We start from the raw sequence: 14,778 nt of genomic DNA on the forward strand, positions 1-14,778 counted from the left end.
GGGTGTGGCAAAATACCATCACTACGGCTGCGAATGATTTTTTCATGACGTTTTTAAAAGCCTAAATAATTTCTACGTTGCGTAAGGGATTCTATGCAAGTGAAAAAGTTAATTGCGGCAAAAACCAGCACTCATACGTTCGAATTTGAAAATCAAGAAAGCTTGAAGTGGGATGGCTTTTTTGAGGTGGATACGGTTCGATTGGTTCTCGGTAATAATGGTTCTGGTAAGACAACGTTATTAAGCAATATGGCAGCGTCCATTTCATCTGCTACTCCCTCTCCTCGTAGGGCGGCTTATGATGTTCGAGAGACATCGTCGGAAAAGCTGACGGATGCAGAACTTGAAAATATTGGAGTGATTTATTTTTCTCCGCTTCCGTATCGTCGCAGGCTACCTTTACGTAAAAGATTAGTTGATGCTTCTCCGCGTTTTGAAAAGAAAGAAAGTTTTGATCGTGTGGAGCAGTTTTATAAAGTCGCCAGCGACTTGGCTCTTAACTCAAACTTGAGGGCGGAGGTTTGCTATGAGTTTGAGTTGTTTAAGCTGGTGCTGGTGCCAGCGCTTGTTTCAATGAGCAACAATAAGGGGTTTCAGGCGGACGAGCCCGTAAATTTGTTTTTGGCTGAATATAAAAAACTTGCGCGAAAGCGCGAGTCGATCAGCTTGGATTATTATGAAAGTGAGCGTTTAAGTAGTCAGCTTGAAGGGGCGATCGACACGTGCGTGCTCAGATTTGAGCGTTTTGTACTTTCGAAACTTCCAAGAGGCAAGGGCCGGCTGGCTCTGCTTGCAACTCTATCGTCACTGGCAAAAAAAGAGTCTAATGTAAAGCGTGTTGGTCGGCTATTTTTTAATCTGCATGGTTTTGTTAATGATCCCTTTTATCAGATGGATGAGCAGCTGTTCAGTTCTCTGAGAACGACTTTGAAGGCAACGCTTGGTTTTATGAAAGCAGGAGAGAAGGACGACGTTAGAAGGCACAATCGCTCCTATTCTTTTTTGATACACTCAGCCAAAGACGCCGCCAGTATAAAAATGTCCGAAGCTGCGGTCGAGGTGCGCTGGACCGACCAAAGTTCAGGGTTGAGGGCGCTGGTTGATCAGTTTTCGCTGCTGAGAAATGCGTTTGCAAACATGAAACGTAAAGCGCTTAAACATATTTTGGTTTTCATTGATGAGGGCGATGCCTATCTTCACCTAGAGTGGCAGCGCCGCTATATCTCCCTTCTGAATAAGTTTTTGTTGAATGTGAAGTCAGAATTCGGCATGGAGATTATCCAAGTGGTCATCGCCACACACTCTCCAGTCATTACGGGTGATTTTCCTGCCTGCATGATCACCAACCTGGATCAGGAAGTCGTTCCTCAAAATACGTTTGCTGCACCGCTTGAAGATATTGTTCTGAATTCTTTTGGTGCCGCCGCCATTGGTGAGTTTGCAGCGACCAAGATAAATGAACTGAATGCTCGGCTCAAACAAGGTGAAGCATCAGCACTGGATCAGCTTTTGCTGGAAAGTATCGGTGACATTGGTATCCAGAAGGCGCTGTATCGTGCGCTGGAGGGGAAGTAATCATGATCATCAATATCGCGCACGTATGGCAAGGTGTGTCCGCAAGACATGAAGGGTTTTTGTTGGTGAAGCTACAGAAGCTGAGTAAGTTTCTAAGCGGCTTCAATGGCCCGAGTACGACGCACCATAAGTTGATGGAGTTTTTAGATATTCATAAAAAAGCTATTTGCCAGAGCGATCCACTTGCACTTCCCGGGGTGATCGCAGCTTTTTCTCAAACGTTCACGTGTGCAGTGGATGTCGACTACGTTAAGGGGTTGTTTGGAAAATACCTGTGTTATGAAAATTTCATTGCCAAAGAGAAAGTCGTATTGCTGAAAAAGTGGGACGCTTATGCGTTGTGCGCCTCTACGCAATTGAAGGTTTGCCCTTACTGCCATATTCAACCGATCGACACTTATGTCAGCCCGGATGGTTTAAAAAGCTACAGACCCAATATTGATCATTATTATCCAAAAGCCGAGTTTCCCTTTCTGGCTTTGAGTATTGGCAATTTCATTCCCTGCTGTGAGAAGTGTAATGGGCCGCAAATGAAAGGGGCGACGCGGTTCGACCTCACCCCCCATTTGCATCCGTTGGTGGATGCGGAAAATATTACGTTCAGGCTCATACCCAAAGGGCAGGCTATCGACCCTACAGCCCTGGCATTGCAGGCGAAGAAAACGGCCTATGAAATTGAGTTGGTGGCGTCCAACGGCACGTGTCAAAAGGTAGATAACTCCGTGGCAACCTTTCAACTGCTTGCTCGTTATCAGGTTTGCGTGCCTGATGCGTTGGCGGTAGCAAAACTGTCTCGACAAGGCAGTAGAAAGAAAATTTTGCCCGAGTTATTACCCGAGCTGGATTTCGATGACGATCATCCCTTGGGCTTCGATGACTCGGATGACAGTTATAAAAACGTGCTGATGGGTAAGCTCAAGCTCGACATCGCTCGGCAATACGGGGTGATTTGACCCAGCAGGCCGACAACATGGCAAAATCCACATCCCGCACTGAGAGCACCCCATGAAAACCATCCTGATCATCGGCATTGGCGCCGGCAACCCCGACTACATCACGATGCAGGCCGTGAAGGCGCTCAACCGTACCGATGTGTTTTTCCTGATGGACAAGGGCCAAAGCAAAGACAAGCTGATCGACCTGCGGCGTGAAATCTGCGAGACCTACATCACCGACTCGGGCTACCGTTTTGTCGAGGCCGACTGCCCCGAGCGTGTGCGCGGCGATATCGATTACACCACCGCCGTGCAGGACCTTAACCGCGATAAGCAAGCGACCTTCGAGCGGATGATCACTGAGCAAATGGCGGACGGCGAGGTGGGTGCGTTCCTGGCGTGGGGCGACCCGGCTTTGTACGACAGCACCATTCGTATCCTGCAGGCGATCCTTGCCAGTGGCCGCTGTGCGTTTGAATTCGAAGTGATCCCCGGCATTACCAGCGTTCAGGCCCTGGCGGCCCGGCACAAAGTGCCACTGAACCGTATCGGCCGTTCCATCGAGATCACCACCGGCCGGCGTTTGGCGGCGGGGCAGGCCAGTGATGCCGATACCCTGGTGGTCATGCTCGATGCCGAGGATTCCTACCGCACCGTGGCCGATCAGGACCTGGATATTTACTGGGGCGCTTACCTGGGCACGCCGGACGAGATCCTGATCAGCGGTAAAGTCGCCGAGGTGGCGCCGGAGATCGAACGGGTGCGCAAGGCCGCGCGCCTGGCCAACGGCTGGATCATGGATACCTATTTGCTGCGCAAACCTTGAGGTTACCCATGTTCAAACTCTTCGCCCTGACCTTGGCTTTGCTGGCCGGCACTGCCCAGGCCGACGCCACCTTGCACACCGATTTGCCGCTGTCGTACCTGGAGCAGACCCAGGGTGAAGCGCGCAACCAGCCGTTGGTGATTTTCCTGCATGGGTTCGGCAGTAACGAGGAAGATCTGTTCGGCATCAAGGACGCGCTGCCATCGACCTGGACCTACTTGTCGGTGCGCGCGCCAATGCCGGTCGACCCCAGTGGCTATCGCTGGTTTGCCAGGAAACCCGGCGACGGTGATTACGATGGCGAGACGGCTGACTTGCAACGCAGCGCCAGGCTGATCGAAGACTTCGTGACCCAGGCCACTGCCAAATATCACACGCAAAGCGATCGGGTGTTCCTGGTGGGGTTCAGTCAGGGCGCGATCATGTCCTACGAAGTGGGCTTGCGAAAGCCAGGGTTGGTGCGTGGGATCGCGGCCTTGAGTGGCAGCGTATTACCGGTGCTCAAGGCTGAACTGAAACCCGATGCGGCATTGGACAAGCTGGCCATTTTCATCGGCCATGGCACGTTGGATCAGGCGCTGCCATACACCGCGGCCACGCTGGCCAATGATGTATTGCTGGGGTTGGGCTTGAAGCCCGAGTTCCACGGGTATATGGGCATGCCGCATACCGTGAGTGAAGCCGAAGTACAGGACCTCAAAGCCTGGCTGGAACAGAGCCTGCGATAAAAATGCGGTCAAAAATGTGGGAGCGGGCTTGCTCGCGATTGCGGTGTATCAGGGGCAGATGAAGTGCCTGACACCCCGCATTCGCGAGCAAGCCCGCTCCCACATGGGTTTTGCAGTGTTTGGCCGATCGGGTTATTTACCGCCGGTGATTTGCTTCACCAACTGTTCATGCCCCTTCACATCATCGGCCCGGGAGATCGCCTGGATCACCAGCAAATGGTTACCTGAACCGCCCAAAAAGGTCGAGTTCAAGGTCTTGCCACCGCCTTGGGTCGCAGTGCTGTCCACTTGGCGCAGGCCCAAGCCTTTGAGGGTCAGTTTTTTCTCGTTTTGCTTCTTGAAGTCGGGCAGGGCGGCGCTCTGGTCCTTGACGAAGTCGGCCACCGCGCCGTCGAGGAATTGCGCGTCGTTATCCTTGATCGTAGCCCCGTCGTTGCGCACAGTTTCGGCGACGATCACTACACTTTTTGTGATCGCGTTGGCGTACAGCGTGCCCTGGGTGTCGGCGGTGCCTTCCTCTGCCTTGCCGGAAGGCAGCGTATCGGCGATGTAGGCCTTGGGCAGGCTGAAGGTGAATTTGCCGCCCAGGGTCGAGATGGTTTGCGTGGTCGGTTTGCCGGCAGCGAATACGCTGCCGGCGGTAAGCGCGAGGGCCAGCAGGGCGGCGGTCTTGATGAGAGTGGCCATGAAGCGCTCCAGTGATGAACGAAATTGCGGCGTATTCTGTCAGAAAATGCTTAAAGTTGACCACCAATGAGCCTACAGGCCCCGTAGCGTAAGGCTCTCGCTCATGAACAGCCCGTCAAGCCCCTTCAAGAGTTCTAACAGTTTGTTAGAAAAACCGTTAGGCCTTGCCCGTCCCTATCTGTACAGGAGGGAGGGTCGATACTCCGTCAGAGTCCGAATAAAGGGATCAAAGGACACCTGTACAATTGCCCTCAAGACCATCAACAGGCAAATAGCATTGGCTACTGCACGACATCTGTTGAGTACCTTAATACCTTCCACCTTGACCGCTTAGACACTACACGGGATGAACTGTGGGCTCGCCTGCGTGACATCGCTGGGCGCAGCTCGATTGCGTTCCACGATCAACGTTCGGGACTTTAATGAAATCGACGGGGCAAAACAGGAACCGGGTATCTCTCCGAACTTCGTACACAGTCAGGATGGGTCTCACCTGCGCAAGACAGTCGTTAAGGCGTCTGAAAGCTACGGCGTGGAGTTCTTCGCGTTAATTCATGACAGCTTTGGGACCAACCCAGCGAAGGCCGGGGCAATGTTCAAGGCTGTGCGCGAAACGATGGTTGAGACGTACACCGAGAACAATGTCTTGGACGACTTCCGGGAACAGTTCATCGAGCAGCTTAACGAGACCCAGCTTGAAAAGATGCCAGCGATTCCGGGTAAAGGGTCCCTGGACATCACGAAGATTCTTGAGAGCCAGTTGCTTTCGCCTAATGGCCTCAAGCTGCTCCTGATCGTTCTTGATTGCGCTAAAGTTCTATGTAGTTGTCCTCTTCATCAAGACGACCTGCGTATAGTTCAAGTTGAGTTGACAGTTCAGGTACGCTTTGCTTGACTCTTTCTATAGTGGTATCAATAGGGTATTCCGAGTCATCGCCGCGTAATACGCATACGAGGTGTGCTTCGAACCTTCCGTCTGGACGGTTCTTGGTTAATATGCTAATCGCTCTGCTTATTGTTTTGCGAATTGAGATAAATGCGAGTCTTGCTGCGACTGATTTTACTATTATATAAACGGTTTTGCCGTCTTTTGTGGCGAGGAAGTCAAAGCCGGCATCCCAGTTGGTCTCAGGTAAATGTGCTACGGTGTATCCGTTTCTTACATAGTGAAGCGCAACAGCCTTTTCAGCTAAGTGCCCAAATAACGCTGGCGAGTCATTTCGATACGAGTGCATTATCTGCTCTCGATCTTCCTCGTTTATATCAATCTCACCAAGCTTTGCAGTGGCTTTCTCGATTACATTTCTTATACTCGATGCAAGTCCGTTTATCTTTTCAAACTCAGTTCGTGTAACGCTACGGTTGTGAGCTACTTTGTTTCGAAGTTTGTAAAGTATTTCCCATTTTTTTTCAAGGCTATGATCCTTGTCTTCTACTAATTCAGAAAAGTATTTTTCCCAATTTGAGCGGGGAGTGTATTTAAGTATTTTTTCTTTGTCTTCTTCGCTGAATTTTGTTTTGGATAATAATCTGTCAAGGTCTTCGATTGAGATGTCACGTTTTTTGTCGAATAAAACTTGGTTTAGGTGGATGAAATCTAATTTGTGCAAGTTGTTTAGAAAAGGGTCTTCGTCTTCAAATTTTTCTATTTTTTTTGAAAGCTCTGAATTTATAGCATCGCGAGACCAATGCATGCCGACAGTTATAAGCATAAATTTTGCTATTAAGCGGCGCAACAAATTTTCAACTTCGTTTATTATCGGATATGCCTTTTCTGCATATGTTCTGCCGACCCCATCCCATAGCATGTTCACCACGGTGGATCCCGGTGAAATACGTTGCGCAATAGTTTTTAACCTGTCCGAGAGTTCGGAGAAGTCATCTATGTCGGATTGCTGGTCGCATTCAAGGATTAAAAGAAAATACCGTTCATTGTTTGCTTTTACTTTGTCAGTTTCCACGCGGAACTTAGCCGAGACTTGGGCTTTTCCTTTTGGGGTTTTCTTAAACGTTATAGTGTTTCCCGTAATTGAAATTAAGGAGTCGATTTTTAGAAAGTCTACAAAAGCTTTTTTGCTGTTGCAAAAGGCTTCATCATTGGGCATCAGTATGAGGAATTCTGTTTTCAAAGCCTTTCCTTTGGCAGAATTTTTTTGAGGCCGGAGTGCACTTAATAATGACTTCGGTTTAAAGAGCTTGGTTAACAAACCTTGCCGCATGGACCAATGATAACAGACCTCGACTGGCTTTTAGCTATCACATGGCTACTATGCAATTCGAAAAGCGCAACTTCATGGGTATCCAACTGGACGTGCTGACCGGACTGCCTGACCACGACCTGTTGTTCGTAGCGACACAGGTAGCCGGTGCGGCTGGCTTGAAGGACCCACACAACCAAGTCCCGCTTGCAGCTGCGAAGCTGGGGGCACTGCGTGTTGCGTCTATTGGGAATCTCTCAAGGGGTTATCACCATCTACCACCTTCTCTATTAACGGCTCAAAGGAGGCTGAAGCATGATCGTTATGACTACTCGCTGGCAGACCTTCGTGGCTGTCGTTAAGGCTCTGGCAAAGCACCGGGCCACCTACAAATTCCTTGCGTTGATCTTGGTGACCCTCGGAGCCGTCCAAGGCGGTCCATTTGTCGAAGCCTTTGGGAATGTCGTTTGCGTTCTGCTTGGGGGGATGTGATGAGTGATGCCAGCGAGATTTCTTTCGACCAATCGCTGCATGCACCCAAAATATTGCAAAATGGTTTGACCTTACAGCTATCCTAACGATTCTATCGCCCACGCAGCAAAGGACGCACAAGTGCCAATAATCAACCTGTTTTCTAAACGAATGGCCGAAGAGCGCGATGGCGCGACGGACGTTTACACATATGACCGGTTCTCTGACAATTTTCGAGTCCAGCTATCCTTAATGATTCAGGAGATTCTCGGGGATGTAAATATTGCCTATCGTGAGACTATCCCCAGAGATGTTTACGCATCTATCGTAGCGATTCTCCGAAAAGAGTATGGTGTTGAATATTTGGTATCCAGTGTTTACAGTGATACTCCCTTTCAAGAGTTACATACATTTCTGAGGAAGGAGTTAAATGTAGAACGCATTCTTGATGCGGTGGAGCTTGGCTATCGGTTAGGTCACCGCTATGCGCGTAAGCAGAATTATTCACCCGTTCATCGTTATGATTCAGAAAGTCATGTTGATGCATGTATTGAAGAACTCAATGGTAGATTCAAGGAGGCGGGGTACGGGTATGAGTTCGTAGTCGAGAGTAAAAGCATAATCCGTATAGATTCTGAGTTCTTACATGCGGAAGTGGTTAAGCCCACCATCAGTTTTCTTAGTTATCCAGGTTTTGAAGCTGCTCGTAGTGAGTTCTTTGGAGCTTACGAGCATTATCGGCATAAGCGTTATAAAGAATCACTCGTGGACGCGGGTAAAGCTTTTGAAAGTACGTGCAAAATTATCTGCAAAGCAAATGACTGGACGTATGCTCAAAGAGATACTGCTAATAAACTTATTTTGATTCTCATCGAAAAAGGTCTAATGCCTTCCTATAATCAGACCTTCTTAACCTCATTGCAGTCAGTTTTAGCGTCAGGTATACCCACACTCAGAAATAATCTTGGAGGCCACGGGGATGGCCCTGAAATTTTAGAGGTTTCTCCTGAGATAGTGGCCTACGGGCTGCACCTGACCGCATCCGCCATAATGATGCTGGCGGCTCTTCAAGAGAAACGTGAAGCCTCTTGAGAATCTGGCAGAAAAATCTGAATGACCACCTCAACAGTTTTACGCTGCCAGTTCCCCCAGGGGCCCTCTCGCGCCTGAGCCTTATCGCATGGGTGCGCCTGGGTCCTTATCGCGCGCCCAGGCGCCTCTGTAAGTTGTCCATTCCACTGTCACAAACCGTTAGAACTCTGTTAGATACAGTGTTAGAACTGGTCGGACAAGCTCACTGAGATGCCCATAGAGTGGGCCTTCCAGCCCTCATCGGCGGTCTTGCGTATTCTGTCAGAAAACTCGCAAGATCGTTCATCGACAGCCCTACACCTTATCGGACTCTTCCTGAAGCCGGTCCATCTCAAACAGCCGCGCCAGTTCTGCGCGGGCTTCCTGGGCGGTCTGCATCACCTTGGCCGCGTCGTCGTATACCGCATGTTGGGCGGCGAGGACTTGCAGGTCGTGGTTTTTGAAGCGCGTGATGCGGGCGTCGGCCTGAGCCTGGCTCAAACCGAGGCCAACCAGGGTGCGGCGGCTCATTTCCAGGCTGGAATAGAAGGTTTCGCGCACGGGCGAGGCGTCCAGGTCTACCAGACGGTGCACGTGCTGGCGGTTACGCGCACGGGCGATGATCTTCATGTGCGGGTAGAGGTTGCGCACCAGTTCGGCGGTCTTGATGTTGATCTCGGGGTCGTCCATGGCGATCACGAAGAACTCGGCCTGGTCGACCTTGGCCGCGTGCAGGATTTCCGGGCGCTGCGGGTCACCATAGAACACCGGCATGCCGCCGAAACTGCGGGTCAGTTCGATGGTTTCCACCGACGTGTCCAGTGCAATGAACGAAATATTCTGCGCCCGCAGGATACGCGCGACGATCTGGCCCATGCGGCCCATGCCGGCAATCACCACCCGTGGCGCATCACTCTCGATGGTGCGGTATTCCTCCGGCACTTCCACCGGTTTGACCTTGGGCTTGAACAGCTTGGGGCAGACCAGCAGCAACAGCGGCGTCACGGCCATGGACAGGGTGATGGTCAGCACCAGCACATCGTACAGGTGCGGTTCGAACAGGCCCTGGTCACGGCCGATCTTGAACACCACGAAGGCAAACTCACCGCCCGCCGCCAGCACTACGCCCAGGCGCAGCGCGCTTTCGCGGTTGAGGTCGCCCACCAGGCGCCCGACCGCGTATAGCAGCGGCAGTTTGAGGCCGATCAACAGCAGGGTCAGGCCGATGACCACCAACGGCGAACTGAGCAACAGGCTGAGGTTGGCGCCCATGCCCACGCTGATGAAAAACAGGCCTAGCAGCAGGCCCTTGAACGGCTCGATCTGGGATTCCAGTTCGTGGCGGTATTCCGAATCCGCCAGCAGCAGGCCGGCGAGGAAGGCGCCGAGGGCCATGGACACCCCGACCATCTCCATCAGCCAGGCGGTGCCGATGACCACCAGTAACGCGGTGGCGGTGGACACTTCACGCAGGCCGGTCTTGGCCACGATGCGAAACACCGGACGCAGCAGGTAACGCCCGCCGATGATCACCACGGCGATGCTGCCGAGAATTTGCAGTACATGCTGCCAGCCTTGGGCTTCAGTGGTGGGGTGGTCGCTACCGGCCAGCAGTGGCACCAGGGCGATCAGCGGGATCGCGGCAATATCCTGGAACAGCAGAATCGCAAAGGCCAGGCGCCCGTGGGGCTGGTTGAGTTCCTTGCGCTCGGCCAGGCTCTGCAGGCCAAAGGCGGTGGAGGACAGCGCCAGGCCCAGGCCGAGTACGATCGCGCTGTTCCACGCCTGGCCAAATAGCCACAGGGCCACCACGGCCATGACCAGGCCGGTGAGCAACACTTGGGCCAGGCCGACGCCGAACACCGCCTTGCGCATCACCCATAACCGCTTGGGCGACAGTTCCAGGCCGATGATGAACAACAGCAACACCACGCCCAGTTCCGAAAACTGCGCCACGCTTTGCGGGTTACCCACCAGGCCCAGCACCGAGGGGCCGATGACTACGCCAGCGAACAGATAGCCCAGCACCGCGCCCAGTTGCAGACGCTTGGCCAAAGGCACGGTCAGCACGGCGGCGAGCAGGAACACCACGGCTGCTTGTAACAGGTTGCCTTCATGGGGCATGGAGAACTCCAGGATCAATAAACACGCATCTACAGGCGCCATTAGAACGCCTTTTACCGTTGGAAACTTGTACTTGTGCGGCGAGATTATAATCAGCCACTGTGAAAAAACTCCTGCAGCAAGGCGGCGAGCGCTCACGCCGGTCAGGATTCACCTTTGTCAGCGCCATGCTTTGTTACTATCGCCGCCCATCGTCACCAGGAGTCACCGGCCCATGCAACACCAGTGGGATGAAATGCACCGTACCCGCAAGCCCACCTTTTTGCTGTGCGGCGAGCCCCAGGGGGAGGTGCTCAATCTCTACGTTCACGGTTATTCGGCGTTCTTCAACCGCCAGCAACTGGGCAGTTTCAAGCAACAACTGGCGAGTATCGAAGGCTCGACCAACCTGATGCTGTTCTGGCCGGCGGGGCATTTCCTGGAAAACCTGTTCGCACCGTTCAAGGACGTGCTCGCCTCGATGCTCGGCGGTGGCGGCGTGGGCGCTGCGACGGTGGGGGTGGGCAAGGCGATTGCCTATTTCCTCGACCATTACAAAAGTGTCGAGGCGCGTGTCGATGAAGTGGCCAAGACCTTATTGCCCGAGCTGGCCGGCTACCTGCGCGCTGAAGCGCTGCCGGTGCGGCGTATCAACCTGATCGGCCATTCCCTCGGCGCGCGCATTCTGGTCAAGAGTGTGTTGGCCAGCCCGCAGGTCGCCCGCGAGTTGCCGTTGAATAATCTGCTGCTGATGGGCGGGGCGATCTGTACGTCCAGCCCGTGGGAAGAGGTGTCGGTGCCATTCAAGGGGCGGGTGATCAACTGCCACTCGAGCAAGGACTGGGCACTGGCGATAAAACCGGATACCGAGCGCTGCATTGGTCGCTATGCCATTGAGGTCACACCGGCGTTGAAGGCCAAGGTTACCAATGTGCATCTGCCGACCTTCGATCATGCCGCCTACTGGCCGCAATTGCAGACGGTGGTGCAGTACACCGACCTGTTGCAAGAGCGGCGCGGCCTGATCCGCGCCGACCAGCGTAACGCTGAGGTGCGGTTTGCCGAGGAAGACGTGGCGCTGTTCCCGGCATTGGTGCAGGCACGCCCGGAAGAACTGAAGTTTCTCGCTGAGCTGATGGCGCAAAAGCGCAGCGCCTCAATCGATGCCAGTGTGCGTGAACCGCTGAAACTGGCCATCGAGTTGCAGCGCATGGGCGGTGACAGCTTCATGAACCTGGCGCGCGGCCATGGCGTGAGTTATCGCCAGATAGCCGAGGATGTGGCTCAACGGCTGGGGATCAAGTTCGATGAGCCGGTTGAGTCCGTGGCGCTGGCGGAGATCGAGGCGCAGGTCGCGCAAACACTGATCGAGCAGTACAAAGACAAACTGAGCGGCGCCGACCGGCAGGCTTTCGATGCTGAACTCAAGGCTGCCGCCCAAAGAGAGCAGGGGCTGTTCACCCGCTTCGACCTGGGCCGTTCGGCGACCACCGCGTTGAGCGGTACCGCATTGGCGGGGCTCACCGGGTTTATCCTGCGCCGGGGCGCGGCCACCGCGATTCCGGTGGTGGGCCAGGTGCTGGCGGCGGCGATGTTGCTGGTCAGCGGTGTGCGTGCATTTTCCGGCCCGGCTTACTCGATCACCACCTTGGCGGTGCTGGTGGTCGGCATGATTCGCCAGCGCATGGAGCGTGAGGCTCTCAACCAGGAAATGGACCTGGCGGTACAAGTGGTCGAAGCGTTTGACCTGCCCCGGGAAACGGTGATGCGCACGGTTGCGTCCGACTGCTAAGCTGCACGCCTGTCTTGTGTTGTCTGCCTGGAATGCCGCGTGAAATTCAGCCTGCCGAAAATCGCTACCGCCCCGTTCTGCCCACCGGAAGTGGCAGGCTCCGTTGCCGTCGACCCCAAGGCTTCGTTCTTCAAGCGGATGTTGATGTTCGCCGGCCCCGGCCTGTTGATCTCCATCGGCTACATGGACCCGGGCAACTGGGCAACGGCCATCGAGGCCGGTTCGCGCTATGGCTACAGCCTGTTGTTTGTGGTCCTGCTGGCAAGCCTGGCCGGCATGGCGGTGCAATGCCTGTGCTCGCGGTTGGGCATCGCCACCGGCAAAGACCTGGCCCAGTTGTGCCGCGAGCGCTACAGCCGGCGCTCTGCACGCACCCAGTGGGTGTTGGCGGAAATCTCCATCATCGCCACCGACCTTGCCGAAGTGCTCGGCTGCGCCCTGGCGTTTCACCTGCTGCTTGGCGTGTCGCTGACCACGGGCATCGTCATCACCGCCTTCGACACGTTATTGGTCCTGGCCCTGCAAAACCGAGGGTTCCGCCGCCTGGAGGCAATCATGCTGGCGCTGGTGGCGACCATCGGCGTGTGCTTCTTTATCGAGCTGGTGCTGATCAAGCCTTACTGGCCGGACGTGCTCAGCGGCTTCACCCCGTCGCTGTCAGCCATCAGCGATGCGGCACCGCTGTACCTGGCCATCGGCATCCTGGGCGCTACGGTGATGCCCCATAACCTCTACCTGCACACCTCCGTCGTGCAAACCCGGTTGATCGGCAAGGACCTCGCCAGCAAACAGGATGCGGTCAAGCTGGCCCGTATCGACACCATTGGCTCCCTGGCCCTGGCATTGCTGGTGAACGCCGCGATCCTGGTGCTGGCGGCGGCTGCGTTCTACAAGACCGGCCATACCGATGTGGTCGAGATCCAGGACGCCTACCACCTGCTGGACCCACTCGTGGGTGGCGCTTTCGCCAGTATCCTGTTTGGTATCGCCCTGCTGGCCTCCGGGCAAAGCTCCACCTTCACCGGCACCATCGCCGGGCAGGTGATCATGGAGGGTTACCTCAACCTGCGCATTCCGTGCTGGCAGCGACGGTTGATCACTCGTGGGCTGGCGCTGATCCCGGCGTTCCTCGGGGTGTGGCTGATGGGGGACGAGGCCATCGGCAAGCTGTTGATCCTTAGCCAGGTGGTGCTCAGCCTGCAATTGCCGTTCGCGCTTTACCCGCTGATCCGCATGACCGATGACAAGCAATTGATGGGGCCATTCGTCAATCGGCTGCCCACGCGGTTACTGGCGTGGTTCCTGTTTGCGCTGATCAGTGGGGCGAATGCGTGGTTGATTGGGCAGTGGTTGTTCTGAATCACCGATCCCAATACGGCACCCGTCCAAAACACTCCACAAAATAATCAATCACCGTGCGCACCTTCAGCGACAGCCGTCGGCCGCCGGGCCATAGCGCGGCTATCTGTTGCGGCTCCAGGGTCGTCGCCACTTCGTAGTCGGTGAGCACCGCCTGCAAGGTGCCGGCGCGCAAGCTCTCGCCAATCAGCCAGGACGGGAACACCACCAACCCCAGGCCCTGTTCGGCCGCGTGGGTGAGTGTGTCGGCATGGTTGCCGGTGATGGGGCCTTTGACGCTATAGGGCGTCCAGTCGCCTGGGGCGCGTCGAAAGAACCAGCGTTGCTGGCCGGTGACGCCCTTGTAGGCCAGGCATTGATGCTTGACCAGTTCATCAGGGTGGCTCGGCGTGCCATGGCGGGCCAGGTAAGCGGGGCTGGCGGCGATACGAAAGCGTTGGGGCGCGAAGATGCGTGCCTGCATGCTGGAGTCGTTGAGCACACCGATGCGAAACAGCAAGTCGGTGCCGTCTTGCAACGGATCGACGTAGGTGTCGGTTTGCTGGATTTCCAGTTGCAACTTCGGGTAGCGCCGGCACAGCTCGCCGAGCCATGGGGACAGGTGACGCTGGCCGAACACCATCGGCGCATTGATGCGCACCAGGCCGCTGGGCTCTCGTTCATGTTCCTGCAGGGCTTGGCCGGCGGCTTCCAGTTGCTCCAGCATGACGCGTGCATGCTGGCCGAGCAGGCGCCCGGCCTCGGTGGGGCTGACCGCACGGGTGTGGCGGTAGAGCAGTTGTTGGCCGAGGGCCTGTTCCATCAACTGGATCTGCCGGGAAATGGAGGAGGGCGCCAGGCTTTCGCGGCGCGCCACTGCGGAAAAACTGCCGTAGTCGAGCACCGCGACAAACAGGCGCAACGCCTTGAAACTCAGTTCATTCAAACCCTGCATGGTAATCCCTGGCTGTGCGTATTGCGCAAAGGTGTTGTCAGCATGCTCCCATTTATCGCACAGGACGGCCACCGGATAATGCGCGCCATGTTTCCTTTT

Annotated in this window: 13 protein-coding genes; 9 read left to right on the forward strand and 4 right to left on the reverse strand. The window is 54.9% G+C overall.

What is annotated here, in order from left to right; all coding sequences use genetic code 11:
- Nucleotides 1-99 precede the first annotated feature (99 nt).
- The 4 genes from JBE38_RS27885 to JBE38_RS23020 are packed head-to-tail and all read left to right on the forward strand — an operon-like array spanning nt 100 to nt 4,064.
- The gene (locus JBE38_RS27885) at nt 100-1,575 is read left to right on the forward strand and encodes an AAA family ATPase (protein WP_205345194.1); all 1,476 of its coding nucleotides are present in this window, start codon (nt 100-102) and stop codon (nt 1,573-1,575) included.
- A 2-nt stretch (nt 1,576-1,577) separates the two neighbouring features.
- Entirely contained in the window at nt 1,578-2,528 is a 951-nt protein-coding gene (locus JBE38_RS23010; RefSeq protein ID WP_205345195.1) for a hypothetical protein, read from the forward strand.
- 52 nt (nt 2,529-2,580) lie between these two features.
- Nucleotides 2,581-3,336, forward strand: a complete 756-nt coding sequence (gene cobF / locus JBE38_RS23015; RefSeq protein ID WP_205345196.1) for a precorrin-6A synthase (deacetylating) — start codon at nt 2,581-2,583, stop codon at nt 3,334-3,336.
- Between the two features lie 8 nt (nt 3,337-3,344).
- Nucleotides 3,345-4,064, forward strand: coding sequence for an alpha/beta hydrolase (locus tag JBE38_RS23020; RefSeq protein WP_205345197.1), 720 nt, complete (start codon nt 3,345-3,347; stop codon nt 4,062-4,064).
- 132 nt (nt 4,065-4,196) lie between these two features.
- On the opposite strand, the gene JBE38_RS23025 is transcribed toward JBE38_RS23020, so the two are convergent.
- Nucleotides 4,197-4,751 (reverse strand): hypothetical protein, encoded by a 555-nt coding sequence (locus tag JBE38_RS23025; RefSeq protein ID WP_126844841.1) that lies wholly within the window; start codon nt 4,749-4,751, stop codon nt 4,197-4,199.
- A 391-nt stretch (nt 4,752-5,142) separates the two neighbouring features.
- Here JBE38_RS23025 and JBE38_RS23030 point away from each other — a divergent pair, with 391 nt between their 5' ends.
- The gene (locus JBE38_RS23030) at nt 5,143-5,646 is read left to right on the forward strand and encodes a DNA-directed RNA polymerase (protein WP_205345198.1); all 504 of its coding nucleotides are present in this window, start codon (nt 5,143-5,145) and stop codon (nt 5,644-5,646) included.
- Here JBE38_RS23030 and JBE38_RS23035 read toward each other — a convergent pair.
- Nucleotides 5,561-6,880 carry a HEPN domain-containing protein gene (locus JBE38_RS23035; protein ID WP_205345199.1) on the reverse strand — a complete coding sequence of 440 codons (1,320 nt, stop codon included), beginning with the start codon at nt 6,878-6,880 and terminating at the stop codon, nt 5,561-5,563. The two genes, JBE38_RS23030 and JBE38_RS23035, sit on opposite strands and share 86 nt — an antisense overlap.
- Nucleotides 6,881-7,264: 384 nt before the next feature.
- Here JBE38_RS23035 and JBE38_RS23040 point away from each other — a divergent pair, with 384 nt between their 5' ends.
- Nucleotides 7,265-7,441, forward strand: a complete 177-nt coding sequence (locus JBE38_RS23040; RefSeq protein ID WP_205345200.1) for a gp19.5 family protein — start codon at nt 7,265-7,267, stop codon at nt 7,439-7,441.
- Between the two features lie 120 nt (nt 7,442-7,561).
- Nucleotides 7,562-8,512 (forward strand): STM4504/CBY_0614 family protein, encoded by a 951-nt coding sequence (locus JBE38_RS23045; protein WP_205345201.1) that lies wholly within the window; start codon nt 7,562-7,564, stop codon nt 8,510-8,512.
- A 294-nt stretch (nt 8,513-8,806) separates the two neighbouring features.
- Here JBE38_RS23045 and JBE38_RS23050 read toward each other — a convergent pair whose 3' ends face one another.
- Complete coding sequence (locus tag JBE38_RS23050; RefSeq protein WP_205345249.1) at nt 8,807-10,615, reverse strand: monovalent cation:proton antiporter-2 (CPA2) family protein; 1,809 nt, start codon at nt 10,613-10,615, stop codon at nt 8,807-8,809.
- A gap of 214 nt (nt 10,616-10,829) precedes the next feature.
- Here JBE38_RS23050 and JBE38_RS23055 point away from each other — a divergent pair, with 214 nt between their 5' ends.
- Both JBE38_RS23055 and JBE38_RS23060 read left to right on the forward strand, forming a co-directional pair.
- A complete protein-coding gene (locus JBE38_RS23055) occupies nt 10,830-12,386 on the forward strand; it encodes a DUF726 domain-containing protein (RefSeq protein WP_205345202.1) in 1,557 nt (518 codons plus the stop codon).
- 39 nt (nt 12,387-12,425) lie between these two features.
- Nucleotides 12,426-13,745 (forward strand): Nramp family divalent metal transporter, encoded by a 1,320-nt coding sequence (locus JBE38_RS23060; RefSeq protein WP_090371763.1) that lies wholly within the window; start codon nt 12,426-12,428, stop codon nt 13,743-13,745.
- Nucleotide 13,746: 1 nt separating this feature from the next.
- Here JBE38_RS23060 and JBE38_RS23065 read toward each other — a convergent pair whose 3' ends face one another.
- Nucleotides 13,747-14,679 carry a LysR family transcriptional regulator gene (locus JBE38_RS23065; protein ID WP_060755462.1) on the reverse strand — a complete coding sequence of 311 codons (933 nt, stop codon included), beginning with the start codon at nt 14,677-14,679 and terminating at the stop codon, nt 13,747-13,749.
- Nucleotides 14,680-14,778 lie beyond the last annotated feature (99 nt).

Source organism: Pseudomonas sp. ICBG1301, from assembly GCF_016918385.1.
GTDB lineage: Bacteria > Pseudomonadota > Gammaproteobacteria > Pseudomonadales > Pseudomonadaceae > Aquipseudomonas > Aquipseudomonas palleroniana.

Bases quoted from the DNA above. Each gene is read 5' to 3' on its own strand.
- JBE38_RS23010 (WP_205345195.1), top strand. From the start codon at position 1,578: ATGATCATCAATATCGCGCACGTATGGCAAGGTGTGTCCGCAAGACAT.
- cobF (WP_205345196.1), top strand. From the start codon at position 2,581: ATGAAAACCATCCTGATCATCGGCATTGGCGCCGGCAACCCCGACTAC.
- JBE38_RS23020 (WP_205345197.1), top strand. From the start codon at position 3,345: ATGTTCAAACTCTTCGCCCTGACCTTGGCTTTGCTGGCCGGCACTGCC.
- JBE38_RS23025 (WP_126844841.1), bottom strand. From the start codon at position 4,751: ATGGCCACTCTCATCAAGACCGCCGCCCTGCTGGCCCTCGCGCTTACC.
- JBE38_RS23040 (WP_205345200.1), top strand. From the start codon at position 7,265: ATGATCGTTATGACTACTCGCTGGCAGACCTTCGTGGCTGTCGTTAAG.
- JBE38_RS23050 (WP_205345249.1), bottom strand. From the start codon at position 10,615: ATGCCCCATGAAGGCAACCTGTTACAAGCAGCCGTGGTGTTCCTGCTC.
- JBE38_RS23055 (WP_205345202.1), top strand. From the start codon at position 10,830: ATGCAACACCAGTGGGATGAAATGCACCGTACCCGCAAGCCCACCTTT.
- JBE38_RS23065 (WP_060755462.1), bottom strand. From the start codon at position 14,679: ATGCAGGGTTTGAATGAACTGAGTTTCAAGGCGTTGCGCCTGTTTGTC.